This window comes from Sporosarcina luteola, assembly GCF_007991495.1.
In the GTDB taxonomy this organism is placed as follows: Bacteria; Bacillota; Bacilli; order Bacillales_A; family Planococcaceae; genus Sporosarcina; species Sporosarcina luteola.
The window spans coordinates 24932-45012 of record NZ_BJYL01000024.1 but is presented as its reverse complement, the minus strand read 5'-3'; the positions used below and the strand labels follow the sequence as shown (position 1 = coordinate 45012).

32 protein-coding genes are annotated in these 20081 nt (G+C 42.5%); all 32 read right to left on the bottom strand.

Annotated elements, in window-relative coordinates:
* Position 1: 1 nt before the first annotated feature.
* Positions 2 to 1447: a phage tail sheath family protein gene (locus tag SLU01_RS09670; protein ID WP_147057716.1), complete on the bottom strand. Its 1446-nt coding sequence runs from the start codon at positions 1445 to 1447 to the stop codon at positions 2 to 4.
* Entirely contained in the window at positions 1444 to 1758 is a 315-nt protein-coding gene (locus tag SLU01_RS09665; protein WP_147057714.1) for a hypothetical protein, read from the bottom strand. Before SLU01_RS09665 ends, SLU01_RS09670 begins: the two co-directional genes overlap by 4 nt.
* A complete protein-coding gene (locus SLU01_RS09660) occupies positions 1755 to 2219 on the bottom strand; it encodes a hypothetical protein (protein WP_147057711.1) in 465 nt (154 codons plus the stop codon). Before SLU01_RS09660 ends, SLU01_RS09665 begins: the two co-directional genes overlap by 4 nt.
* A complete protein-coding gene (locus SLU01_RS09655) occupies positions 2216 to 2785 on the bottom strand; it encodes a hypothetical protein (RefSeq protein WP_147057709.1) in 570 nt (189 codons plus the stop codon). Before SLU01_RS09655 ends, SLU01_RS09660 begins: the two co-directional genes overlap by 4 nt.
* Positions 2782 to 3099, bottom strand: a complete 318-nt coding sequence (locus SLU01_RS09650) for a head-tail joining protein (RefSeq protein WP_147057708.1) — start codon at positions 3097 to 3099, stop codon at positions 2782 to 2784. Before SLU01_RS09650 ends, SLU01_RS09655 begins: the two co-directional genes overlap by 4 nt.
* Before the next feature lies 1 nt (position 3100).
* Complete coding sequence (locus tag SLU01_RS09645) at positions 3101 to 3457, bottom strand: hypothetical protein (RefSeq protein ID WP_170232661.1); 357 nt, start codon at positions 3455 to 3457, stop codon at positions 3101 to 3103.
* Between the two features lie 5 nt (positions 3458 to 3462).
* A complete protein-coding gene (locus tag SLU01_RS09640) occupies positions 3463 to 4512 on the bottom strand; it encodes a major capsid protein (RefSeq protein ID WP_147057703.1) in 1050 nt (349 codons plus the stop codon).
* Positions 4512 to 4871, bottom strand: a complete 360-nt coding sequence (locus SLU01_RS09635) for a head decoration protein (protein ID WP_147057701.1) — start codon at positions 4869 to 4871, stop codon at positions 4512 to 4514. The genes SLU01_RS09640 and SLU01_RS09635 overlap by 1 nt, the downstream gene beginning before the upstream one ends.
* A gap of 1 nt (position 4872) precedes the next feature.
* The gene (locus SLU01_RS09630) at positions 4873 to 5937 is read right to left on the bottom strand and encodes a head maturation protease, ClpP-related (RefSeq protein WP_147057699.1); all 1065 of its coding nucleotides are present in this window, start codon (positions 5935 to 5937) and stop codon (positions 4873 to 4875) included.
* Entirely contained in the window at positions 5921 to 7489 is a 1569-nt protein-coding gene (locus tag SLU01_RS09625; RefSeq protein ID WP_147057697.1) for a phage portal protein, read from the bottom strand. The genes SLU01_RS09630 and SLU01_RS09625 overlap by 17 nt, the downstream gene beginning before the upstream one ends.
* A 12-nt stretch (positions 7490 to 7501) precedes the next feature.
* Positions 7502 to 7720 (bottom strand): DUF6148 family protein, encoded by a 219-nt coding sequence (locus SLU01_RS09620; RefSeq protein WP_246110944.1) that lies wholly within the window; start codon positions 7718 to 7720, stop codon positions 7502 to 7504.
* A gap of 15 nt (positions 7721 to 7735) precedes the next feature.
* Positions 7736 to 9598 (bottom strand): phage terminase large subunit family protein, encoded by a 1863-nt coding sequence (locus SLU01_RS09615; RefSeq protein ID WP_147057695.1) that lies wholly within the window; start codon positions 9596 to 9598, stop codon positions 7736 to 7738.
* Complete coding sequence (locus tag SLU01_RS09610; RefSeq protein ID WP_147057694.1) at positions 9582 to 10109, bottom strand: terminase small subunit; 528 nt, start codon at positions 10107 to 10109, stop codon at positions 9582 to 9584. The genes SLU01_RS09615 and SLU01_RS09610 overlap by 17 nt, the downstream gene beginning before the upstream one ends.
* A gap of 610 nt (positions 10110 to 10719) precedes the next feature.
* Complete coding sequence (locus tag SLU01_RS09605; RefSeq protein ID WP_147057692.1) at positions 10720 to 11265, bottom strand: site-specific integrase; 546 nt, start codon at positions 11263 to 11265, stop codon at positions 10720 to 10722.
* Positions 11262 to 11711, bottom strand: coding sequence for an ArpU family phage packaging/lysis transcriptional regulator (locus tag SLU01_RS09600; RefSeq protein ID WP_170232659.1), 450 nt, complete (start codon positions 11709 to 11711; stop codon positions 11262 to 11264). The genes SLU01_RS09605 and SLU01_RS09600 overlap by 4 nt, the downstream gene beginning before the upstream one ends.
* Positions 11712 to 11713: 2 nt before the next feature.
* The gene (locus SLU01_RS09595; protein WP_147057688.1) at positions 11714 to 11917 is read right to left on the bottom strand and encodes a hypothetical protein; all 204 of its coding nucleotides are present in this window, start codon (positions 11915 to 11917) and stop codon (positions 11714 to 11716) included.
* Positions 11918 to 12014: 97 nt separating this feature from the next.
* Positions 12015 to 12533: a hypothetical protein gene (locus tag SLU01_RS09590; RefSeq protein WP_147057685.1), complete on the bottom strand. Its 519-nt coding sequence runs from the start codon at positions 12531 to 12533 to the stop codon at positions 12015 to 12017.
* A 56-nt stretch (positions 12534 to 12589) separates the two neighbouring features.
* Entirely contained in the window at positions 12590 to 13159 is a 570-nt protein-coding gene (locus tag SLU01_RS09585) for a hypothetical protein (RefSeq protein WP_147057683.1), read from the bottom strand.
* Positions 13160 to 13216: 57 nt separating this feature from the next.
* Positions 13217 to 13933, bottom strand: coding sequence for a hypothetical protein (locus tag SLU01_RS09580; RefSeq protein ID WP_147057681.1), 717 nt, complete (start codon positions 13931 to 13933; stop codon positions 13217 to 13219).
* Entirely contained in the window at positions 13930 to 14112 is a 183-nt protein-coding gene (locus SLU01_RS09575; protein ID WP_147057812.1) for an XtrA/YqaO family protein, read from the bottom strand. The genes SLU01_RS09580 and SLU01_RS09575 overlap by 4 nt, the downstream gene beginning before the upstream one ends.
* Positions 14113 to 14184: 72 nt before the next feature.
* A complete protein-coding gene (locus tag SLU01_RS17980) occupies positions 14185 to 14334 on the bottom strand; it encodes a hypothetical protein (protein ID WP_170232658.1) in 150 nt (49 codons plus the stop codon).
* A complete protein-coding gene (locus SLU01_RS09570) occupies positions 14334 to 14591 on the bottom strand; it encodes a hypothetical protein (protein ID WP_147057679.1) in 258 nt (85 codons plus the stop codon). The genes SLU01_RS17980 and SLU01_RS09570 overlap by 1 nt, the downstream gene beginning before the upstream one ends.
* A gap of 36 nt (positions 14592 to 14627) precedes the next feature.
* The gene (locus SLU01_RS17975; protein WP_170232657.1) at positions 14628 to 14804 is read right to left on the bottom strand and encodes a hypothetical protein; all 177 of its coding nucleotides are present in this window, start codon (positions 14802 to 14804) and stop codon (positions 14628 to 14630) included.
* Between the two features lie 295 nt (positions 14805 to 15099).
* The gene (locus SLU01_RS09565) at positions 15100 to 15387 is read right to left on the bottom strand and encodes a DUF3310 domain-containing protein (RefSeq protein ID WP_147057677.1); all 288 of its coding nucleotides are present in this window, start codon (positions 15385 to 15387) and stop codon (positions 15100 to 15102) included.
* A 52-nt stretch (positions 15388 to 15439) separates the two neighbouring features.
* Positions 15440 to 16150: a hypothetical protein gene (locus tag SLU01_RS09560; protein WP_147057675.1), complete on the bottom strand. Its 711-nt coding sequence runs from the start codon at positions 16148 to 16150 to the stop codon at positions 15440 to 15442.
* A 22-nt stretch (positions 16151 to 16172) separates the two neighbouring features.
* Positions 16173 to 16577 carry a replication terminator protein gene (locus SLU01_RS09555; RefSeq protein ID WP_147057673.1) on the bottom strand — a complete coding sequence of 135 codons (405 nt, stop codon included), beginning with the start codon at positions 16575 to 16577 and terminating at the stop codon, positions 16173 to 16175.
* 17 nt (positions 16578 to 16594) lie between these two features.
* The gene (locus tag SLU01_RS17970; protein WP_170232656.1) at positions 16595 to 16735 is read right to left on the bottom strand and encodes a hypothetical protein; all 141 of its coding nucleotides are present in this window, start codon (positions 16733 to 16735) and stop codon (positions 16595 to 16597) included.
* A gap of 21 nt (positions 16736 to 16756) precedes the next feature.
* A complete protein-coding gene (locus SLU01_RS18350) occupies positions 16757 to 16885 on the bottom strand; it encodes a hypothetical protein (protein ID WP_281288382.1) in 129 nt (42 codons plus the stop codon).
* A complete protein-coding gene (locus tag SLU01_RS09550; protein ID WP_170232655.1) occupies positions 16882 to 17358 on the bottom strand; it encodes a hypothetical protein in 477 nt (158 codons plus the stop codon). The genes SLU01_RS18350 and SLU01_RS09550 overlap by 4 nt, the downstream gene beginning before the upstream one ends.
* Positions 17355 to 18632 carry a replicative DNA helicase gene (locus SLU01_RS09545; protein ID WP_147057669.1) on the bottom strand — a complete coding sequence of 426 codons (1278 nt, stop codon included), beginning with the start codon at positions 18630 to 18632 and terminating at the stop codon, positions 17355 to 17357. Before SLU01_RS09545 ends, SLU01_RS09550 begins: the two co-directional genes overlap by 4 nt.
* Positions 18629 to 19411 (bottom strand): conserved phage C-terminal domain-containing protein, encoded by a 783-nt coding sequence (locus tag SLU01_RS09540; RefSeq protein ID WP_147057667.1) that lies wholly within the window; start codon positions 19409 to 19411, stop codon positions 18629 to 18631. Before SLU01_RS09540 ends, SLU01_RS09545 begins: the two co-directional genes overlap by 4 nt.
* Positions 19392 to 20081 carry an ORF6N domain-containing protein gene (locus tag SLU01_RS09535; protein ID WP_147057665.1) on the bottom strand — a complete coding sequence of 230 codons (690 nt, stop codon included), beginning with the start codon at positions 20079 to 20081 and terminating at the stop codon, positions 19392 to 19394. Before SLU01_RS09535 ends, SLU01_RS09540 begins: the two co-directional genes overlap by 20 nt.

The window sequence follows — 20081 nt, the reverse complement described above, 5'->3', positions numbered from 1 at the left end:
ATTACTCACCTCCAAATAGTGCATTTGTTAAGATTGTTGGGTCGAATTCCAAGACGTTCACGATATATTCAGCAGGCGTAAAGAACGCTACCTTTTGAATGAATTGAATGCGTCCGTTCAAAAGGTCGGTCACTGGGTTGTCTTCTTGTCGGAACTCGATTACCGCCCCCGCAATTTGCCCCCGCGCTTTAAATCCATTTGCTCTGATATTTTCGCTATCAACGATGGATTCAATCAATCTGAAGTTTGTTGGGTCATCTACTTTGTTAAAGTACGTTTGAATGAAGGTATTTCCCCACCAGTTGAACATGCGCCGAATCGGAATGAAACGATCCTTCACGTCTGACGTGCTTGGATATGCAGCTGTATTATTGCCCCATAACCTCCAACCATTAATGTTAATGGCCGTCACAATCCCTGAACCATTCAGGAAGTTCCCTTGAGGCTGATCTAGGTAGAGACTAGTTCCGTCTGCTAACACCGTACCGGTGATTGGAAGACGTTTATTCGATGGCGACACAAACGGCACATCGTCGTTTTGGGCATCAGTAAAAGCCATCAATGCCGCAGTTAAAGCGCTCAGCCAGTATGTTTTATCACCGATTTTCGCTTTCGGGAAGCATACAGTAGAATCTTTGCTTGTGTAGCTGTTTTCGCTTTTCCACGAAGGCGCGTCTTGATAACTTTTCACTTCGCTACTATCAATGTCTAAGACATTATGAGCATTGAAGCTAGAATTGATAGAACGCGTTTTTGCGTCAATAACTGCGCCGATAACCGGCTTATGCGACCATCCTGGGGCCAAGATCAATCCCGGAACAATATTTAACATAGGGTACACTTGATTAATAACTTCAAGACCCTCATACGTACCTGAAGAAATGTCATACCCACCGATAATGTCATTTTCCGTCACCATTGATGAGTCGATTTTCTTGTAAGAGACAGTGATAGATCCAGTAGAAAGATTCTCTCTCAACATCGTAATGGCAACATAGCCGTCACGATCAAAGCCAGTCAGGTAGTCACTACCAAATACTAGGTCCTCAGAAGCCGATTTCACGGTGATCGTTTTAAGCAAGATTCCTTTTTCTTTTATGAGGGCTTCACTGTTTACAATCGACACAGAAGCGTCAGGTACTTCTGTGAAGTGTCTTGAAGGATCCAACACGTTAATCAAAATGATGGGTGCAATGTTGAAAACACGGAAGGATGCATCCATCGACTGACAAAGTGTGAATTTTTCCCAATCATCGTCATATCCCATTTTCTCTACTGCTTCTTTCCAGTTGTAAATGATTACTGGTTTGTTTACAGCTGCAGAAGGATTCTCGGTTAAATTGACTGGAGCCGTGCCAACAATAACCTGGACACCGGCATCAGATTGGATCGGAGGGATAATGGATGTTGCGTTTTCTTGTATATTAATACCATGGTTATAACTCATAGCCTATTCCCCCTTTCTTGAAAATAATTTGTTACTGATTGATATAACTGAAAGTCTCTGGAACCAACTTTACCGAGGTTCACACGAGTTTCTGCCAATTTGGAAACCGGTTTAAATAAATGCATCAGCGCAGGGCAATCCTTTCCAGCTTCCTTGGCCTGTTTTGGGATGCCGTTTTTAAAAACAGCATACTGTGGTAAGGAGCCTGCTGGAAAAGACGGTCCACAATACACCAAAGGCTCTTCAGGAACTTTTTGTTCCGTCAGAGCCTTTTCGACCATTTCTTTTGTTACTTTTTCACTCATTTTCATATCATTGCCTCCACATCATCACGCTCAACGCGTGGAATAGTCCAATACGTTTCTCCCCAAGCGAAGAAAAAGGGGTAATTCTCTTGATCGCTATAATGCCATTTGGGGGTGTCTTGCAATTCAAAACGTTCATCGATCATAGGATTTCTTACGAGTTCCTGATTGACCCTCTCCGCAATATTGACAGCATCCTTATAGCCTTGGTTATCGTCACTATCGTCATGGGTAGCAACGATAAAGAGGATTTTTGCTTGTCCTGATTCCCATTCATCCAGATAGACAACTACACATGGATAATTCGTGTTGTCTGGATTACGGGATGTGGATTTCACTTTCCTTGGTAGATGCTGCTCAAATACAGGAATTTTTTTCAGCTTCTCTTCTTGCGACGATAGTAGTCTTCCATCGAGCACCGATTCAATTTTCGCTTTTAAAGCCGACTGCAAAAACAAAGGAATCATCGTTTATTCCTCCCCATGTCCAAAATGCGACTGATTTCATGCTGTAGGCGCCGTTCAAATGTGTCACGGCCATCCTGTTCGATTTTGTCGCGAATGTCTTTACGACCGAGCATTTGTGGCACTGAGGGACCGAATAATCGACGAATCGGGAGTCTCGACTTCTTGATTCTCATAAATAACTTAGGCCCACTGATATCAGCCATGAACGCCCCAGGCACTTTGCTACCACCACTCTTTTTCACCGCTACAGTTAAAGGTGTTTTTCTGTTTGGATTGATTGTCCTAGGTGATACCTTGAATTTATCGAGTCCGATCAAGCTGCCTTTAGAAACGACTCCCGAGCTAAGGGATCCTCTTGTGGCCCGAATTTTGGATAACGTGGCATTGATATCCCCTGCCTTAATGTGATAATCTTTTCGAATCTCTTTTCTCACATTCGTATTGATATTGGACATACCACGATTCAGAGCATTAGAAATCGCGTTAGGAGCTCGCTTGTCGAATTCGCCAAGACGCAATTGCACATAACGGACTGTTGCTTGATCTATTTCAACGACAACTCTCATCCGCTAATCAACTCCACAGTGATCGTAAATAGTCCGGCATCTTCTTGGACATCTGTAATACGCCACTTAACGCCATCAATAACAGCTGTGTTGTCTGGCCGAGGATAAAATGACAACTGTGATTTTTCTACATAAAAAAGGAGCTCCTCGTTATGAAGCTCCCCTTCCAATCCTTTTGCTAATTGTCGCTCTTTCATTTTATCGGCATCTGGGACAACTATGACCGATTCTCCCTCAATAATGGCTGGTTCACCAAATTCATCTGGATTGACGAATGTTTTAAGGTCGTCCTCAATCAAGTCCTTGAAATTCATATCACTCACCATCTTCGAGCAATAATTCTACCTTGCCCTGTTTAATAACAGCTTCCATGACCTTTTCTTTTGTATCCTTAGCGTCAAACTGGACGCCTGCATTCTTGGCTGCTCGTTTCAGTTCGTCGGCATTATAGTTCGCATCAAGGTCGTCACGCAGCTCCTTGAAAAGTTCCGGATCCACATCAACTTCCTGAACTACTTCAACGACATCAGAAAAGGTTTCAACCCGTTCAGCTGATTTCAAGAGTAATAGTCTCTCTTTCTCGCTATCAGAAAGACCATTGACGATGTCGCCAGGCTTATACACCATTCCGCTATGACGGATTGTTTCTAATGCTCTAATCGGCATATTCATTCACCTCACAACACCTTTGCAACAAACCACGAATCAACTTCACGTGGAATTGGCAAAGGACGGGATTGTAAAGCTAAAAACTGACGGTCGGGACGTTTTTCGACCCATTGATCTGGAACACGCTTCGCTTCATATGTTACGAAAGCACCGCTATCTTTATCAATGAGAGTAATAGCACCGTACGCCATAGTGTAATTTGCGCGAGAAGACAACAATGTTACTGTCCCTTCCGGAACTATTGGCTTTGTGACAGGGTTGTTCTCATCAGTAAAATCATCCAAGAAATACTCATTGTATTCGTAGATATCGAGTCCTAACCCCGTTAATGTACCGATATACGAAACGCCATCAGGTAATTCACGTGCTGTTCGGACTTCCCCGACTGTCAGGTTTCGAATGTTCAACAACTTTTGAACTGTTTCATTTCTAATAAAAGCATCAGATACGTCCGAAGACATGACAACCATATCCGGATTCAGCATACCTTTGATCTGAACTTGTCGAATCCAACGCTTCAAATCTTTAATAGGATCGGCCGACGGGTCATTCCATCTATCTGTCCCGGAAAGTGTTTCCTTGTTTGAAAAGCCGAATTCGATTACATGATCAAGTCCTTCGCCAATTACTTCAATTTGGCCTGTAAAGAGCGCCTGAGCACACATAGCCTCTTCTCTCCGCGTAATCATGTCATCAAGTTCCGCAAGATCACGGACAAGTTTCTCCCCGGCTCGCTGTTGCGGAGTTTTACCAGAATAGATATGTTCGCCTGCAGTTCTTTTCATAAGATCAAATGCCGTCGTCACTTTGTCCGGAGCGACAAGTGGAGGCTTGAACGTCATCGTTTGATAGCCTGAATTCTCTACGACCTTTCCTCCGATTTTCGGGTGCACGAAAGGAGCAAGTTTTCGGTTCCCCTTTACGAAATCCACATCAACCAAATCAGTTGTAGATATTTCTGTATTCTTGAAAAAAGTATCCCGTAGGAATGTTTTAGGTGTAACCATCCGCTCTACGAGAGCGAGCATAGTACGTGGTTCTTGAAGATTAATAGCCATCAGTATGCCTCCTCAGCTTTAACAACATCATTTAAATAGATTCCGATTTTTCCAAGTGATTGATCGTACGCATTAAAATCTGCATCGTCTGGGAGAATCACTTTGTGCTTGTTAAACTCTCCAGCTGCATAGTAAACTGACTTTTTCGCAGTCCCCCCGGTAGCAATGGCATCTGCCATAATACCAAACGCTTTAGATGCGTCCGATGGTTCTGTAGGCGCTACCGCTTGCCCCTGAGCATTCAGTTCAAATACTTGCCCAAGAGACAACTCTTGATTTGGAGCAACAACGATTTCCCGAGTCACTACATGCGACTGAAATCCCGCCAATAAGTTTTCATACGGTTGTACAATTTCCATTTCACTTACCTCCCATTCCCATGCTATTTAGTAGATTGTCAGCAAAATCCTCGACTGTTTCACCAGCTGCAGGAGTTGCTTCCGGTGTAGGTGTGATATTTCCTAGATTTGCAGCATCTTTTCGGATGGCATTTTGCATCTGAGCGCCCTTTTCTTTTTGCGCTTTAAGAATTTCCATTGCAGTATCCGCAGCTGTTGCACCCGTTTCAAATTTGGCTTTATTGATAATTTCTTCATTGCCCGGCGAAGAGATATCCTCAATTTCTTGAATTCGTTTCCGCTCAGCTGATACTCCATCTTCTTTTCCAAGATTAAAAACCTGATTGTATAAATCAGGGTTTTGGGCTTTCAATTCTTCAATAGTCATTTTGCTCTTCACTTCACTTTCATCTTTTTTGTTTTGTTGAGTCGCACTGTTTACGACAGCAGTCGTTTTATCATTCGCCAACTGTTCGCGAACCTTGTTAATTACCTCCTGTGGAAGTACGCCGTTAATTAATTCTGGGCGTTCGGTGCTAGCAACAGCGCCTACTTCGTTTTCAAACATGATTGAGTCAATGAAGCCTGACTCTTTAGCTTCCTGAGCAGTCATCCATGTTTCAGCATCCATCAACATTTTCAATTCATCAGATCTTTTCCCAGTCTTTACGGTATAGGCATTCATAATGGACTGGTTAACCTTCTGGAGAAAGTCGCTTGTGTGGTCCATTTCACGATAATCTCCCCAAGTGGAGGTAGACGCGTTGTGGATCATTAACTGACCAGTTGGCGACATTTCAATTGTTGAACCGGCCATTGCAATAACACTGGCCGCACTTGCCGCTACGCCAACAATTTCAACTTTTACTTTCCCTGAGAACTTTTTCAGCTCTGTGTAAATTTCCGAGGCACTAAATACTGATCCGCCTCCACTATTTATGACAACTGTCAATTCATTCACATTGTTACGAATTGCACTGTCGATGGTCTTTGATACTTTATCAGGACTTGTTGCAGGAATGCCGAACCAGTCATAAACCCTTTGGTCGCCATCTGAAATTATTGGTCCTTTAATCGCTATTTTCATCTGTTTCCACCTCCTCTCCAATGTCAGTTGGACCCTCTTTACTTGGTTTACCTAAGCCGCTTTCCCTGCGTGCATTTTCTTCACGGATCCGTTGAGGATGATTACGCCAAAAATCCCCGCCGGTCAATTCAGAAGTTTCACGAGCACGAGTTGAGAAACCTTCATCGACTCTCATAACTGCCGCTTTAACTTCCTTCAATGGATCCAGCTGTCCTTGAGAAGGTCCGTTCCATTCAGCACCCGTATATGCTTTCCTGATAATCGGATCATCAAAAAAGCCCGGCGCATCGATGCGTCCGAGCAATATGGCTTCCGTGAGCCATTCTTCATATACAGGTTGGCAAAAGCGAGCAGCCATCCACGCCCGTCGCTTTCGGAACATCTTCCACGCTTCGAGAAGTGCTGCACGAGACGCCGAGTAACTTGCTGTGAAGTGTTTGAGCAATAATTCATAAGGAACTTCCAAGGCCGAACCGATTTGACGACAAACCGCCTTAACGAATCCATCGAATGATGAATTATTCCGCATAGGATTTGCCTGTTCTATCGATTCGTTTTCCCCTAATGAGATAATTGCACCCGCTGCCAACTCATAGCTGTTTTCATCTTCGTCATCGACACGTTGTCCATCCGGAATCACTTCGCCATATGGAGGTTCGTTAGGGTTTTCGCTTTTAATGAAAACCGTGTACATGCTTGAAACAAGTGCTGCCATTAGTTCGGCTTCTGAATACCTTCCAAGCTGTTTTACAGATTCGATGACCGGTGATAACAACGGAACTCCACGGCGCTGTTCTGGGCGTTCTGCCTCCATCAGGTGTAATACATTTTGCCTTCCCGATTCCTTGCCGAATTTTTCAACTCGCATCCATTTCTTTTCCCCAAAAGTTTTGGCTAAAGGGTGAAATTGGGCAATATGATAATGCGTTACCTCACCGTAGGCGCCAACCTCTACACCGTTGATAATCTTATCGGTGGTGTTCCCCTGGGGACTGCACACTCTATCAGCTTCCAAGAGGCTTATGCTAAGTTGATACGGCATATTCGGCTTTTCCATAAAAGGAAGGGTAACAAACGTTTCTCCTGACATTAAAAAAGAGAGGAATGCAATTTGTTGAAGATCATAAAAATTATTCATTCGCATTGCGTCACAGAATATGGATTCTGACCACAACTCAAATTCTCGCTCCACTTGCGTTTCCCATGCATCTGCTTCCAGCTGACTCATACCTAACACTTCATAATCAATTTGTGCATTTAGACGTAGGCCAGCACCGACAACGTTTGTGTTAATCGTTTTCAAAGCACCTGTAGCAATCGGGGTGTTCATGTACAGGTCACGAGAACGCTCACGTAAAACCGTCAGATTGTCGTCGATATCTTCCTTGGTTGAACCACCACTAAACATCCAACCGACCATACTTTTCTTCGTCCGGCTTGCCCCGCTATTCGAATATCCCGAGTTGATTATGTTCAGTTTTTGCCTTGCGACATGTCGCTTTAATGCCCTCTCCGGTGAAAATACCGAAACAAGGCGATCTGATAGATTCAATCCTTAAGCACCTCACAAGTCACGCGGAACGATTCTCGTTACGCGCCTTTGTCGTTTGCCTTGCACCTTCAAAAGTTCTTTTTGCCAAAATCGTATCTGTTCACGTATTTGATATAAATTGGCCCGATCAAGGCGACGGGAACCGATTTGATATGCCTGTCCTGTGGCAACTGCTGCTTCCGCGTCCAACCACAATTTAAGCCGTTCCTTTACAAATTCTTCGGTGAACAAGACCATCCCTCATTTCTAAATTCCCTTTGATACGACTCTTCGCCGTCTTGGTTTGCGTATCGGAGCCTGAGTTTTCGTGAAGGAAGCACCCGCCTTCCGCTTTTCATGCAATGCGTCCATCATCGGGTTGAGTATTCGAACCGCTGCCATTGCATAGTTCCTCAAGTCTAACGGCTCGTTTCGGACACTATTTTTCTTCACCCATTCAATCTTTGGTTGACCTCTGACATATCGGATACGACGTTTCTCTGAGGTCAATCCTTTGAAATACATTTCATCGTATCCCCGGTCTTCGTTCGTTGGGAAATGACAGTAGCCCGGCTTCCCTTCAAAATCAACCTTTAACCGAGATATGATCGTTTCTTTCCCATCGTCTACACCGATACTAAAAAGTGCTGCACGCTCCCTGTTATTCCGAGTCGCCTTTCCTATGAATGGGACGCCCGTTCCACCCTTACCTTTAATGGCAAAGATGCGACGATGCTCTCGCGCTTTACAGAAACGATAGACTTCTTGAGTGTAATGTCCCCCGGAGTCAACGCAAACGGCTGATATGATAACTCTACCGCCATCTTCGTACTCCCATTCCTTCTGTAAAAACTCGTCCAATGTCTCCCATACTTCACTTTGTCCTGGGTCCCCATAAAACGTTTGGTAGGTGATTCCGTATGAAATGTCATCCATACCCCATCCAACCACTTCAACCTCAAGACGATCATTCTGGACGTCCACACCTGCCGTCAATACGAGTACATCATCAGGCACGTCGGCGTGATAACGAATCCGTCGTTTGAGCAGCGCTCCAATATCCTCTTCTTCGTGCTGCTCTTCCCAAGTTTCGCCAAGCGTTGTATTTGTCCAAGTTTTAAGCATTTCAGGACCTTTTTTCTTAGCTTCTTTAAATTCACGGATAATATTTGCCCAAGATTCCCACGGGGAAGCGAGAGCATTCAAATGAAACCCACGTTTGTTGGATTCTTGTCTTGCTGTCCATTTGCCTGGACGTGCTTTCCATTCCCGTTCTTCATGTAGTTCTCTACAGTGGATGCATTCCATCCCTATCGGTTCGAATTTAATTCGGGCCCATTCGTATGGTTGGAATAACCCGCAGGAAGGGCAGGAAACGAACCACTGCTCCTTCGTACTATCTTCATACTCGGCTTCGATTCGCGAAGCATCCTTGACTGTAGGCGTTGAAACTGAGACCTTCTTACGATTCCAGAATGTCTTCGTCCGTTTATGAGCTAGGGATAGAGGATCTCCTTCCGCACCGGCTGAAATTGGGAACCTATCGACCTCATCCGCCAGCACCACCCTCACCGGACGACTCGCCAATCCAGCTGGCGAGTTGGCGCCAACAATCGTTATATGTCCCCCAGGAAACTTTTTGTGGAGGAGTGTGTTATCCCCATGCCTTGACCTAGCATCACTGATTTTATTCGTCAGTGCCGGAGTGTCACGAATCATTGGCGCGATTCGGTCTTTGGAATACGCTTGCGCCATCTCCAAAGTAGGTTGCAGTAGAAGCATCGGATAAGGGTCATGATCTATGAAATAGCCAATTATATTGTTGATGATCTCTGATTTGCCGACCTGCGCAGACGACATGACGACGACACTTTCAACATCCGGGTCATTCACCGAATCCATAATCTCACGCTGGTATGGGGCACGATCCGTTCTCCATTGCCCAGGTTCTGCCGATGACTCTTGGGAAAGCTTCCTGTATTTATCGGCCCATTCACTGACTTTCAGCTTGGGAGGAGGGGCAAGTATTTTTACGATTTTTGAAAATAACTTCGCAGTCTTCTTACGACTTTCAAGCAACTCTTCAAGACCATAGAGCTCCAAGTCCAAGCCATCAAGATTCTTGGTCATCCCCCTCCACCTCTTCTGCTACTTCCTTGAATGAGGAAGGTTCATAATTGGAAAGTTCGATCAACGCCTCATGCACTTGAGCTTCAATAATCTTTTCGATATCGGCAACCTCCAGATCAGCCAAAGTGGGAGCAATTTTAGATGGTAATGAAAGCATGCGAGCTCGAAAGGAGGCGAGCATGTTGTTCATGACTTTCTCCACTTCAACCGCGCTATGCATCATGCCTTTAATATGAGCAAGCTCAATTTCAGCTTTTTCCCGTTTGGCTTTTTCGTGCAGGTACCTTTCATATTCGAGCGATTCCGTTACATCGTTTTCATCCATTTGACTCTGGGCCATTCTGAGATGCGTGATGTACTTATTGACTGTATCAACAACGTCAAATCTTCCATGTCCAACACGGCCGATAATCCCCTCTTCAACAAATTGACGGACACGGCGATCCGTAACGCCGAACATTTTAGCAACAGCCTGCGTATTCACCACAACACCGTCAATTTTTTTGCTCATTCAACCGCATCCTTTCATTCGTTTGGAAGGAAGATGCCTTCCGTGCAAATTTGTGACTAGACTAACCTCGGGGTCGTATGCACCCGCAAGACTAAATTGCGTCTCAGAAGGACCCAATTCAGACAGTTGTATTTGTGTGAACAATTTAAACAATTCATTGATACCGCGCTTGTTGCTTGTCGCGTCAGCGTTTACAACAAAGAAGAGACGAACTGATCATGTCAGCTCGCCTCTCATGTACCTACTCATAACACACTATCATCATACCACCTTGAAACGAACATAGACTCCCAGAATCCTCCCAAGATACTCCCAAAATCCTCCCACGTCGTCCGTATCCTCACCCCCTATGGGCTTAACATAATACATATTGTGTTACTCCTACTTTTTGTCCGCGAAGCTATGCTGTGCATGGTTTGGTTGGCTATATTGTTTTTGAGCTTTACGTTACCTCATTATGTAAATGTCTTTATTCAACTAAAGCGTTTTTTAAATGGTCCGCGAAAAAACTAACCCCAAATTTCCGATATACATTAAAACGCCCATAAAAAGTGGTAGCCGAAAAAAAGATGCCATAAAAAAGACCCCTCATTTTTCAATGGGGGTAAATTTAGTAATCGATATTTTTCATTGTCTTGTCTATCGCATCTTGATTAACGCCAATATATTTCAATGTTATATATGGGGATGAGTGGCCGAAAATATCCTGCAGCATGGCCACGTCTTTTTCTTTCTGGTAAATGTGATACCCGAAAGTCTTTCGCATCGTATGAGTCCCGACCTCTTTTATACCCAGCTCGCCAGCAGCTTCCTTCAATATTTCATATGCGCGTACACGAGTGATTGGTTTGTTTCTTCCTTCACGTGATTTGAATAAATAGTCATTATCCTTTTTGCCTTCGATATACTTGTCCAATGCACGGCGCAGTTTAGGATGGATAAGAATTCGTTTTGTCTTATCTGTCTTTTGCTCTTTAAGAGAGATGTATTGCGTACCTCTTACGTGCTTGACTCTAAGGGTCAGGATGTCGCTTATACGAAGACCGGTATATATCCCGGTAAGCCACATAATCTTATCTCTCTCGTTTTTCTCCTCAAGGTACTCGGTGAGGTCGTGTATTTTTTCTTTATCACGAACGGGTTGAACGAATTTCATTGCCTCTCCTCCGAATCGATATACTTTTCAATTCGAAGGGAAAGGGCCAATTTATAAAGAGCTTGATTGCGGATTCGATAGAAGCTGCTCTCGCTAATATTCAACACTGAGCAAATATCATAATTGTACATAGGCTCCATCTGTAAATATTTAAAGGCTATCAATTTACGTTCCATTTTGGTTAGTCTACGCATCCCCATTGCAATCCAGTTGAAAAACTTCTCTCTTTTTACATCTGCATCAACGTTTTCAATTGCTGCATCCTCGACTACAGATTTCTTCACATTCGAGTAATTGGGCATTTCCAATGTGTAATGAGCAGTTAAAGATGGCATTTTCTCCTCTGGAACTGTCAACATATATGTTCGATATTGCCTTAGTTTTTCTTCAACAGCTTTTTGCGTTGCAACGCTATCGATCTGCGATAAATTGTCTTGAACTGCCATAATCATCTACCCCTCCCGATTTGGCGAATAGCTCCACCCTTTTTTCTTCCGTAAGTCGGCCGATTCGTACCCATCAATTCTCTCAGATCCCGGTCTGACAACTTCTCAGGTTTTCTTCTCCAAGACTTCCCACTTTCCAGTTTCACTTCTGTGTTATGATCCTTGAAAAAACCTTTTTCTTTTAGTTGATCTTGTAACGTCCTCATTTCATCACTCCTTTTTTGAAATAAAAAAGAGGACAACAAATGACACAGCGTATTGCTGTTATCAAATGCTGTCCTCTGGTTGGCCAGTGGGACAATTTTATAGTTGTTTTAATTCTTGAATTTTATTTTGTAATATCTTAATCATATATTCATTCTTGTAGATTTGCTCTCTTATTTCTTTATCATTCCCAAAAAAAGGTATAAGAGTTTGCCATAATATAAATCCAAATAAGACTACTAAAATTAGTATAATAAACACCAAAACAATATAATAGACTGCCATTTCAAATACAGAGCTTAAATCGTTAATCCTATACAAAAAATCATACATTATTGGTAATCCTTGATTTGTAAAAAAACTTGTAAGTATTACAACAACAACCCCAATAAAAATTCCTCTATACCCAAAGTATGTTAATTCCTTTTGCTCAGCCTCAAGGTGAAACATTGCCTCTTTTAGTACTTTTTGTTCACATTCTGTTTCTTTAGATAATAAATTGATTAATATATCCAATTCTTTCACAGCTTGATGCCTCAAGTGTAGTTTCTGTTCATGTTTTTTTATGTGGCGTTTAAATTCCTTTTTTCGTATTTTATTTTCTTTTTTCTTTTTCAACTTATTTCTCCTATGCATTACAATCAATTGTTGTCCTCCGGTTATCGAGTGGATGGTTATTTATTTAACTTTTGGGCATCTTTTGATCTGCTGTGATAATCCTCTTTGTGGGCGTCCCAATCGTTCATTAATATATACATGTAGTGGTCTACATCTATTCCATCATTTTCGAATCCTAGATCTCTTCTCATTTCTAAAACTAACTCAGCTAATATAAATTGAAATCTTGCTTGCTCATTCGGGCCACCAGCCTGAACGAGTTTAGAATATCTCCTGTACTCAACAAACTTATCTAACGTTCTTTCGCTTGCAAAAAAGATTAAATCCTTAGTGAATGCCTCCATAGCTTTTGTTGCATCTCTCTCTATCTTTGCAGCACCTTTTTGGTACTTTACGCTGTTTAACAAGTTATAAAGAATTCCTGTAAACTCTGTGAATTTTTCTATCTTTCTAAGATGTAGATTTCCTTCTGTTATCTTTAATTTCTCTACCTCTTTACTAAGCTCACTTTTATATAACTCCAAATTTTTACTATGCACCTGTTCAGGTATTTTCTTAACATAAGATATCAATAAGCCAACAAATAACAAAAATAATATTTGCAAGAACGCAATTAAATACGTCAAAATGCCTCCCCCTATTCCCGTCGCATGCGCCAACTTCCCTTGTGTATAAAATATTCTTCATAATTCCTCGATAAATCTTTCACTAAAAGAACTTGATTCTTTTTTCGTCAAGTATATAAATACTTTAAACAACTTTGTGAAATATTCGCGATTGGTTTCCAAGTCTGCGTTATCTTCATATTCGCCTTTATCATTAGTAACTTTGAAACTTATTTCTGGAACTGGTTTCCTATTAAATTCAATTTTTATCGAATCAGTATCGTCCAGAATGCCATCTTCCATGCCTGAAACAGTCCCTGAAATATATATAGTATTTTCGATTTGCGCGTTTAAGATGCTGATCAAGTCGAAATACACTTCCACATCATCTATATCAGGAATCCTATATTGGTGTTCTATTTTATTTCTAATCTTATTAAACCTGTTAATAACTCTTGATTTGATAATTCCAGTATCTTTTAAAAAACTTAATTGTTTGTCTAAACCAAGATTATTTTTTTGAACATATTTAGTAAATCCAAATATATGAAAAAAAATATCCAATTGACAATTTAAAGCTCTTTTCAGATGCAATATACAATTTATTTTCACCCTTACATTTGAAGGGTCTTTTAATACAAGTTCTAACTCTTGTTCTGCAAAACTTAAATAGTCAGCAGGGAACAGTTCGAATTTTGGTAGCGCATCTTTAAAGTTTATAGCTTCTAAATAGTCTTTCTCTCTTTCTAATCTAGACTGCAGGTGTCCCTTTAATACCTGTAGTTTCTCATTCAAAAATCTTCCCCTTCTTCCTTTTTCATTCTTTTTACTTGGCCTTGGTGAGTTACTATTCTGTATTCACCATACTCTGGAAGTGCTCGAATTTTCGCCTTTCCATCACATATGACTACAACGCATCGTTTAGGTAAGTCTATTATACCTAATCCTAATAATGTTGCATCTGAACTAATCATAATATCTTTATCCACCAGGACCCCTCCTATGGTATGATGTATGTGTGCTGGCAGGAGGAATCCTGTCTTTTTTTATTTTATGCCGTTTAAGTAATTGAAACGTGCGGCTGCATCATCACGATTAGCATGATCGCTATCCGTCATAAAACTACCATCTGGAGTATAAAACCCGACTGTAAACAATCCCGGTTCTGACTGAATATAAACCCATACTGTACTCACTACCCCTCTCCCCTTTCGTTGACTTCTTCCCAAGTCATTATTTTTACCAATCCATCAAAAAGATTCAGTATTTCATTCTTGCCTTGTGTATTTTCATACAGATAATCAAATCCATGGAGCGAAAAGTGAACACGACTCATAAGTTCCGACGGAGTATGCCCGCTGGTGATCCGCAGCCAATGAAACCCCGGACTCAGCTGGCAAAGGATCAACTCTTTCTTGTCATCTAATAAATCATCAAAGGATAATTGATTCAAAATCAGTCCTCCTCCGCATTTTGGACGTACTGTTGATTAATCACTTTCCAAAATATAGTCTTCGTAAGTGTCGTAATAGTTCTGCATGCTTGCGCCAAGTACATAATCATGTAGGCAGTCAATATGAACCAAATCTTTAGACCCGAAGGCGTCCGTGATAACAACTTCATCCTTCTTTTTGAAATTTTTATTACAGCTCATGCATTTCTCCATTTTGCATCCTCCTTGTTCAACCGTTCTTGTCAACTCTTCTCTTCACTCCATGATTTAACAATTCGCATACTCAGCTCCATGTCCGACACCTTGCGTCTTTCCTCTTTCAATCGCTCTTCGGCTCGCTGTGCCCTATCGTTCAATGAGCGTATAGTTTGGACGTTCCTTTGTAAGGCTTCCTCTTGCCATGCGACCTTTTCCAATATAGGTTCTACTAAATTTTTTAACCGAGTAGTCCTAATTGATTTCTGTGCCTTTATCAAGTCACGAATATTATCCTCTGGCCGTTTATGAATCATTCCCGACCTTCGCACATCGACTCCTCCAACTCTTTCAATTTTCTAAGATAGAAATCTGCCTTATTCAAGTCCTCCACGCCGTTCTTCTTATGGAAGCGACTGATGTATTTCAGTACATTCATACGGTAGAATCCCCGACGTTCTTCCTTCGAAAAATTTTCCTCAGCATATTTGATTACATCAATGTTACCGGTGTGGTAGTAGGATGGGCGAATGGCATTTTCTTTTGGCGTGACAATTGGTTTTGGCATCGGTGGTCCATACTCAAAGTTTGGTTTCGTCATGATCTCCTCTCCACTCCTCCATGTAGAAAGGGGGATTCCCTCCCCCTTTCACTTAAGCTACAATCATAACCTTCTTCGTTTCTACCAAATCGGCAAGGTGTTCAGCGAAGTATTCCTTTATGCTGTGCATCGCATTCAATTCCCACGCGCCTCCATCTGCCTCGAATAAACCGACTTGTCCACCTTCTTTTAATCGTAAAATGAAGTTGGATTCGGGCTGGGTAACTTCTACAAATGTTCTGAACGGTTTGAGTGAAACGGGATTCGGTACGTTTTCAATTCCAACCGTCGCGATTCCTTGCTTCGCTGTTACGCGCTGTGTAACACCGTCGTCACTTTGAGCAATAGAATTTTCTTCGACGATTGAGCTGATTACTTTTAAAACTTTTTCTCTCCATTCATTCGGTACGAAACAGGCCTGCAGCATGATGTTAAAGGCTTCTCTGGACATGAAACGTTCGAAAGTAATTTCAGGCAACATTGCTTTTGCCTCGATGTAAGTCCGGCGATCATTAACGTCATTCAGAGCGTCAAACACATTTACACGCGTAGGAGATTCAACATGGATCATAACTGGGCGCTCGTGGTCGAAATTGGAGCGAATGTAATCTACCAACCCTGAAAGACTTTGAATTCGGATTGATTTAACGTCCTCTTCGACATTTAGACGGTGCAAGCTTCGGGTGGAATATGTATTCCCGTTCGCCTCCACAATTTCCGGTCTCTTTAGATCGAGTAAATACTGAACAAATTCTTTTAACATTTTCACTACCTCTTCCTATGTTTTATTTAAAGTTAACGACTTTATTGTCGGTAGCTTTTGGTGTTGGTGTTTCTTCAACTTTTTGCCCTCGATCGTCTAACGCTTCACCGTTTTCGCCCATATACATTTGACCAGGGATGCCACTTTTCAGCTCGGCGCCAGTTGCTTTCCCGTCTGTATCCGTGTCGATAATGAGCGATGTGCCGATTGGTTGAGATGGAACGATTGTCGATTTGATTTCCACGGACACGTCTGCCAGATTACGATGTTCATTTGGCTTCAAGGAAACTACCATTGACACTTTCCGAACTTTTTTAGCGTCCGTATTAGGATCGGCAATGTTTTCGAGAACTTTTTGCAGCTCGATATTGAATTTTTCCGCTGGCCCACCTTGTGCAAAACTGTTAAAGTCGATGATTTTTTTCATGGTATTCACTCCTCCGTTTATTGTGCTGCAGCTCTTTTGATTGCAAGCATTGATTTCAAAGTTTCATAGTTTAATTGTTCAATAGGTCGGTTTTCCGAATTGTTGTGGATGTTCATTTTCTTCAATTGCTCGATCAAATATCTCTCACGTGCTTTCAAGTAATCCCGCCCTTTCGGTATTTATTTCAATGTGTGATATTCATATAGTTCGATTAGCTGCTTGTCCGATAAACTATCAAAATAAGACGGTGGATATTTAGTCTTTTGATTGATTACAGCGATAAGTTTCTCACGCTCTTCGTCGCTCATGCACTCACCCCCATTCGGTAAAGCACTTTTGTGTTCGCCTCGGCATGTCCAACATAAGCTGGAAATTGCACGACGTTCTTTCGATATTCATACAAGTTTGTCTGTTGCCCTGTATCGGCTATATCCATAGTCGGAATCATGAGCCGATCAGACCGAGTGACCTTCCGGGGTTTTTCGCGGAACAAATCGGCATACAGCCGATAGGCATCCAATGAATTCTCAGCAAGTATGAAGGAGTACCATTTTTCGTTGCTCGTCTGAATGACAAACAGTTTGATACGCCCGATGCTAAGCACATTCCTCTCCACCATGCTATAGATAGCGGATTCGTCATAGTGGATTGCATCCAGCTTCTCGCTATCGTCTTCCAGCTGCACCAAGTTTTCGCTGAGCGCCCAATAAATACGGTGGGCAAGATTCAAACCATCAGTTTCAATGGCAAAGTCGAACATTTCCCGAACTGTGACCATCATGATTGGCTGGTCCTTGCGTTCCAATCGATGTCATACAACTTGCCGGTTTCTTTTACATAGGCAACTGTCACCGTTCCAGTCGGTCCGTTTCGATGCTTTGCAATAATGATTTCCAGCATGTTCTGATTTTCGGTTTCTTTGTCGTAGTAATCATCCCGATATAGAAAAGCAACAACGTCAGCATCTTGTTCGATATTTCCTGAATCCCGTAAATCTGAAAGCAAAGGACGCTTATCTTGACGACTTTCTACTCCGCGATTGAGTTGAGAAAGACAAATGACAGGACAACCAAATTCTTTCGCCATCCCTTTAAGGTCATAGCTAATTTGCCCAATCTGCTGTGTCGAATTTTCCCGTGGGTTATCAGGTCGAATCAACTGCAGGTAGTCGATGAAGATGATCGGTTTTTTTCCGGGATTAGCATGAATGATTTTCCGAGCTTGTGCCTTTATCTGTCCCACGCTGAGGGCGCTCCGGTCATCAATATGTATATCCGCATCCCCTAAAATACCAATCGATGTCGGCCAGTCCTTTTTCTGCTTATCATCAAAGTATCTATACGGATCACGCATCCTCAGCCGGTTATAACCACCGGAAGATGCAATCAGTCTTCGAATCATCAGCTTTCTACTCATTTCAAGCGAGAAGATGATTGGCAAGTAACCGGACCAACCGGCGCTTAAAGCCATGTGATTCAGCGTATCGGTCTTACCCATCGATGGCCTAGCAGCCAAAATGGTCATTTCCGATGGCTGAAAGCCGTTAAGCATTTGGTCAAGATCTTTAAGTCCAGCAGGGACTCCAGGTTCAATTGCTGTAGGCTGAAATGGCATTTCAAACAATTCGACTAAATCGTCTTTTATAGATGTATTAAGCTCTGAGGTGTTTTCGGTTTGTAGCTCATCGAATGTCTTTTGGATATCTGCAATGGACCAACCTTCTACTTGCGCCTGTTGGAGCACTCGCCCCTTCTCCCTTTCCTTCCAAGCGTTTACAACAATTTCCCGGTATTCATCGAACCGTACCGGACTAGCGAAATTTCGTAAATCTGCTAAGTAGTTCGCTCCACCAAGCTCGCTCGGTTCGGCTATCGTCATGATCGTTATGTAATCGACCGGACGGTTCTCAGCAATTAGGCGTTTCATCCCTGAAAATATGTTCTTGTGAATTCTTGAATCAAAGAAGTCCTCTCGGATGCCACTATCGCCAATCAAGTAGTTTTCTTTCAGCATCGTGCCGATCAGGCTTTTTTCCGCAAGTTCTATTCCGCTCAATTGAATTCCCCTTTCTCAAAGTCCAGCACCGGAGGCTGGTATGTTGCTGGTTTAGGAACAGGTTTAGCTGCCGGTACTTCGTTAAGATAGTTTTCAAAATTCGTAGGCGAAAACAATGTTGACGGACGCAGATAACTGCTCATTTGTTGGTCGTTCAGCCATTGCTTTGCCTTTACGTCGATGACTGTCTTGAAGTCTTCCAGCGCATGTCCTTCTGACAGTCGGGCATTGATTAGCCGTTGTGTCGCCTTCGAACGTGATGAAAAGTTCTTTCCTGTTTTGAAATTCAGGTGATTGATAATTTGAGAAGCAGTGTCGAGAGCCTTATCGACATTATCTGTCTTAACTCTCTTAATCTCTTTGGTTATTGCTGGGGGCATTTTGCCCTCATCACACGGTGCATTTTGCCCCTCTCCATCGGTGCGTTTTGCGCCCATCGACGGTGCATTTTGCCCTGTCGGTACATGGCATTTAGAATAATCGATTCGATACCATTTGGTCTTGTCCATTTTCATCTTGTTAAAGGCTGACGTCGAAATGACGTAACCCTCTTTTTCCAGTTTCCTGATGGCTCTTTTGATAGTGTCTGCTGACCAGAAAGGAAACTCTTCTTGCCATTCGTCATACGTTTTATAAATCCATTTATGACCATCTTTCATATTGTTTGATATAAGAGAGCGAAAGTGCAGTTGTTGTAGAATAATTGCCTCATTCAGCCCGATTCTCTTCGCCAAAGACGGCAATACTTGCAACGGTGGTTCATTGATTAATAGATTCATTGTTAATACCTCCCCATGATGAAACGAAGGTCAAGGCATCCTGCAACTGGGACTGCTTAATGTCACGATAGGAATCAACCTCGTATCGCTCACGGATCTCCGAATAGATAGCCCGAAACATAACAGGTCTTGCTCCAGCTTCTCGTTTGGACAACTGGTAAACCCGTTCGCCGACCGCGTTACGAAGTCGTCGCTGTTCTCCTGAGTGTAATGTTGCGTTTTGTAGTTGCTTCTCCAAAACAATCAACCTACTTTCAAATTGATTGAATACCTTTACGATATGGGGTGGTATAAGGGCAGGCGTCATATTGTCGTCTGCCTGCATTCCCCTCACACGTTCTGCAAGACTGTAATAATTGTCAATGAGTAGTCGATAGGCATCCCATGCCCGATCTGTGTTGAGCGATTTAGCATGCATCCATGCCCCTTGTTCTGTCCAGAGATATAAGACGGATACATATTTAAGGTTGGCGTCTTCCGGACGTCCAGCTTTGAATGCTCTCAATTCATCACCTGCAAGAACGTAATAATGGCTGCCGAGCTGATATCGCTCCTGATTACGTTGGAAATTACGCGTAAGTATCTTGTTGTTCGTATCGAATGAATCAGCAAGCTGACTCGTAGTGAGTACACGCTTAGCATCGTGCTCGATCACTTGCAGCTGTTGCAT

What these genes read in the sequence shown, in the direction of transcription:
- SLU01_RS09645 (WP_170232661.1), bottom strand. Translation starts at nt 3,457, where the DNA reads ATGAATATGCCGATTAGAGCATTAGAAACAATCCGTCATAGCGGAATG.
- SLU01_RS18350 (WP_281288382.1), bottom strand. Translation starts at nt 16,885, where the DNA reads ATGAGCGACGAAGAGCGTGAGAAACTTATCGCTGTAATCAATCAAAAG.
- SLU01_RS09670 (WP_147057716.1), bottom strand. Translation starts at nt 1,447, where the DNA reads ATGAGTTATAACCATGGTATTAATATACAAGAAAACGCAACATCCATT.
- SLU01_RS09630 (WP_147057699.1), bottom strand. Translation starts at nt 5,937, where the DNA reads ATGAAAATAGCGATTAAAGGACCAATAATTTCAGATGGCGACCAAAGG.
- SLU01_RS09575 (WP_147057812.1), bottom strand. Translation starts at nt 14,112, where the DNA reads ATGATTAGTTCAGATGCAACATTATTAGGATTAGGTATAATAGACTTA.
- SLU01_RS09600 (WP_170232659.1), bottom strand. Translation starts at nt 11,711, where the DNA reads ATGGCAGTTCAAGACAATTTATCGCAGATCGATAGCGTTGCAACGCAA.
- SLU01_RS09660 (WP_147057711.1), bottom strand. Translation starts at nt 2,219, where the DNA reads ATGATTCCTTTGTTTTTGCAGTCGGCTTTAAAAGCGAAAATTGAATCG.
- SLU01_RS09650 (WP_147057708.1), bottom strand. Translation starts at nt 3,099, where the DNA reads ATGAATTTCAAGGACTTGATTGAGGACGACCTTAAAACATTCGTCAAT.
- SLU01_RS09560 (WP_147057675.1), bottom strand. Translation starts at nt 16,150, where the DNA reads ATGTTAAAAGAATTTGTTCAGTATTTACTCGATCTAAAGAGACCGGAA.
- SLU01_RS09640 (WP_147057703.1), bottom strand. Translation starts at nt 4,512, where the DNA reads ATGGCTATTAATCTTCAAGAACCACGTACTATGCTCGCTCTCGTAGAG.
- SLU01_RS09550 (WP_170232655.1), bottom strand. Translation starts at nt 17,358, where the DNA reads ATGATGGTCACAGTTCGGGAAATGTTCGACTTTGCCATTGAAACTGAT.
- SLU01_RS09665 (WP_147057714.1), bottom strand. Translation starts at nt 1,758, where the DNA reads ATGAAAATGAGTGAAAAAGTAACAAAAGAAATGGTCGAAAAGGCTCTG.
- SLU01_RS09655 (WP_147057709.1), bottom strand. Translation starts at nt 2,785, where the DNA reads ATGAGAGTTGTCGTTGAAATAGATCAAGCAACAGTCCGTTATGTGCAA.
- SLU01_RS09565 (WP_147057677.1), bottom strand. Translation starts at nt 15,387, where the DNA reads ATGACGAAACCAAACTTTGAGTATGGACCACCGATGCCAAAACCAATT.
- SLU01_RS09540 (WP_147057667.1), bottom strand. Translation starts at nt 19,411, where the DNA reads ATGAATCTATTAATCAATGAACCACCGTTGCAAGTATTGCCGTCTTTG.
- SLU01_RS09605 (WP_147057692.1), bottom strand. Translation starts at nt 11,265, where the DNA reads ATGAAATTCGTTCAACCCGTTCGTGATAAAGAAAAAATACACGACCTC.
- SLU01_RS09615 (WP_147057695.1), bottom strand. Translation starts at nt 9,598, where the DNA reads ATGACCAAGAATCTTGATGGCTTGGACTTGGAGCTCTATGGTCTTGAA.
- SLU01_RS09610 (WP_147057694.1), bottom strand. Translation starts at nt 10,109, where the DNA reads ATGAGCAAAAAAATTGACGGTGTTGTGGTGAATACGCAGGCTGTTGCT.
- SLU01_RS09635 (WP_147057701.1), bottom strand. Translation starts at nt 4,871, where the DNA reads ATGGAAATTGTACAACCGTATGAAAACTTATTGGCGGGATTTCAGTCG.
- SLU01_RS09555 (WP_147057673.1), bottom strand. Translation starts at nt 16,577, where the DNA reads ATGAAAAAAATCATCGACTTTAACAGTTTTGCACAAGGTGGGCCAGCG.
- SLU01_RS09535 (WP_147057665.1), bottom strand. Translation starts at nt 20,081, where the DNA reads ATGCAACAGCTGCAAGTGATCGAGCACGATGCTAAGCGTGTACTCACT.
- SLU01_RS17975 (WP_170232657.1), bottom strand. Translation starts at nt 14,804, where the DNA reads ATGGAGAAATGCATGAGCTGTAATAAAAATTTCAAAAAGAAGGATGAA.
- SLU01_RS09595 (WP_147057688.1), bottom strand. Translation starts at nt 11,917, where the DNA reads ATGAGGACGTTACAAGATCAACTAAAAGAAAAAGGTTTTTTCAAGGAT.